This is a genomic window from Devosia sp., assembly GCF_041917035.1.
In the GTDB taxonomy this organism is placed as follows: Bacteria; Pseudomonadota; Alphaproteobacteria; order Rhizobiales; family Devosiaceae; genus Devosia_A.
The window spans coordinates 1-2,040 of the sequence record NZ_JAYRYM010000416.1 but is presented as its reverse complement, the minus strand read 5'-3'; the positions used below and the strand labels follow the sequence as shown (position 1 = coordinate 2,040).

Genomic DNA, 2,040 nt, shown 5'->3' with positions numbered 1-2,040 from the left:
CCGACCTGGTTGCGCACGAGGTAGAGGCTCGCGCCGCCCAGCGCCGCGCCGAAGGCGAGGTTCAGCAGCGAAAAGCTGCCGGTGGCCGCTGCCCAGCCGAGGGCGAGAAGGCCGATGAGCGGCAGGGGGTTCATGGCAATGCTCCCGGCAGTCCGGTGGCGGCGATGTAGGCGGCCGGGTCGATGAGCGCCGCGGCGGCCAGCCGGCCAAATGCCATCAGCGGTTCCGGCACCAGTCCCAGCGCGGCGACCAGCCCGGTGAGGAGGGCGGCCGAGCCCAGCCCGAACCAGCGGTGCCTTTCGTCGAGCGGGCGCAGGTCGGCGGGCTGCGACTCCGCCTCGGTGCCCTCCCGGCCGGCGCGCCAGAAGACGTGCGCCCACAGGCGCGTGCCGGCGATCAACGTCAGCAGGGCATTGGCCAGGACCGCGAGCCAGAGCGCCAGGGCGAGGCCGTCGCCGCCCCCGCTCCAGCGTCCGATGCCGGCCTCGACCAGCAGCAGCTTGGGCCAGAAGCCGAGGAAGGGCGGCACGCCGGCCACGGCAAGGATGAGCACGAAGAACAGGATGGCGAGCAGCGGCTGCGCGGCATAGAGCCCGCCCATCGCCCGCGTGCTGGTCTCGCCGGTCGCCGCCTCGATGAGGCCGGCAACCATGTAGAGGCCGGTGATGGTCAGCATGGCGTGCAGCACATAGGTCGAGGCCCCCGCCAGTCCCGCCTCGCCATCCAGCGCCAGCCCGGCGAGGCAGGCGCCGATCCCCCCGATGACGAAAAAGCCCAGCGCCCGGCGCAGATTGGTCTCGGCGATGGCGCCGAGCGGGCCGAGCACGAGCGTGCCGATGGCGGCCACCGCCAGCACCGGATCGAGCAGGTCGCGGCTGGCGGGTAGGATCATCGCGAGCGCGCGCAGCAGTGCATAGACGCCCACCTTGGTCAGCAGCCCGGCGAGCAGCGCCGAGATGCCGGGCGGCGGCGCATGGTAGGAGGCCGGCAGCCAGGCATTGACCGGGAAGGCGGCGGCCTTCATGCCGAAGGCGAGCAGCATCAGCGCGGCGATGCCGGTCAGCGCCGCGGGGTTCGCGGCCGGTGCCGCGCCGATGATGTCGGCCATGTTGAGCGTGCCCAGCAGGCCGTAGACGAGGCCCAGCGCGATCAGGAAGATCGTCGTCGCGAGGAAGTTGAGGAAGCCGTACTTCACCGTGCCGTCGAGCTGGATGTTGCGCCCGCCGAGCGCCATCAGGCCGAAGCTCGAGATCAGCATCACCTCGAACCAGACATAGAGGTTGAACAGGTCGCCGGTCAGGAACGAACCGCTCACCCCGGCGAGTAGCAGCAGGATCAGCGGGTAGATGCCGTCGCGGCGGGCGCGGTCCGGCAGGTCCATGCGCAGGTAGACCAGCAGCAGCAGCACGATCACGGCCGCCGCCAGGGCGAAGGCGGCTCCGGCGATGTCGGCGACGAAGCTGATGCCGAACGGCGGCAGCCAGTTGCCCATGGTCATCGCGACCGGCCCGATGTCCAGCACGCGCACCAGCAGCGCCGCATCGACGAGCGCGATGGTGGCGGTTGCGGCGATGGCGAGCCCCCAGGCGAGGTCGCGCACGCTCGACAGCACCACCAGCACTGCCGCGCCGCACAGGGAGAGGATCACCGGCAGGATCACCAGCCAGTCGGCGGCGGCGATGGCGTTCTGCTGCAGCACTCCGGGCATCAGTAGCTCATCGGCGGCTTGGGGCGATGCCGGGGCTCGGCGACGCGCATGCGGTCGGTATCGTCCGCTTCCAGCGACTGGTAGGCGCGGTAGGCGAGCACGAGCAGGAACGAGAACATGGCGAAGCCGATGACGATCGCCGTGAGGATCAGCGCCTGCGGCAGCGGGTTGGCCGCAGCGGCGGCGGGGGTATCGGCATGGCCCAGCGCAATCGGCGGCACCACCCGCGTCAGCCGGCCGGCGACCAGGATCAGCAGGTTCACCGCGTTGCCGAGCAGCGCCAGGCCGAGCAGCATGCGGATCAGCGAGCGGGCCAGCAGCAGGTAGATCGC

2 protein-coding genes are annotated in these 2,040 nt (G+C 71.3%); both read right to left on the bottom strand.

Going from position 1 to position 2,040, the window contains the following annotated elements:
- Positions 1-130: 130 nt before the first annotated feature.
- Positions 131-1,708 carry a proton-conducting transporter membrane subunit gene (locus ACE3TU_RS21790; RefSeq protein WP_374627949.1) on the bottom strand — a complete coding sequence of 526 codons (1,578 nt, stop codon included), beginning with the start codon at positions 1,706-1,708 and terminating at the stop codon, positions 131-133.
- Positions 1,708-2,040: Na+/H+ antiporter subunit C (locus ACE3TU_RS21785; RefSeq protein ID WP_374627948.1), on the bottom strand; the 333-nt coding region annotated here is incomplete at its 5' end. The genes ACE3TU_RS21790 and ACE3TU_RS21785, both read right to left, overlap by 1 nt.

Excerpts from the sequence above, each read along its gene's own strand:
- ACE3TU_RS21790 (WP_374627949.1), bottom strand. The coding sequence starts at position 1,708 with ATGCCCGGAGTGCTGCAGCAGAACGCCATCGCCGCCGCCGACTGGCTG.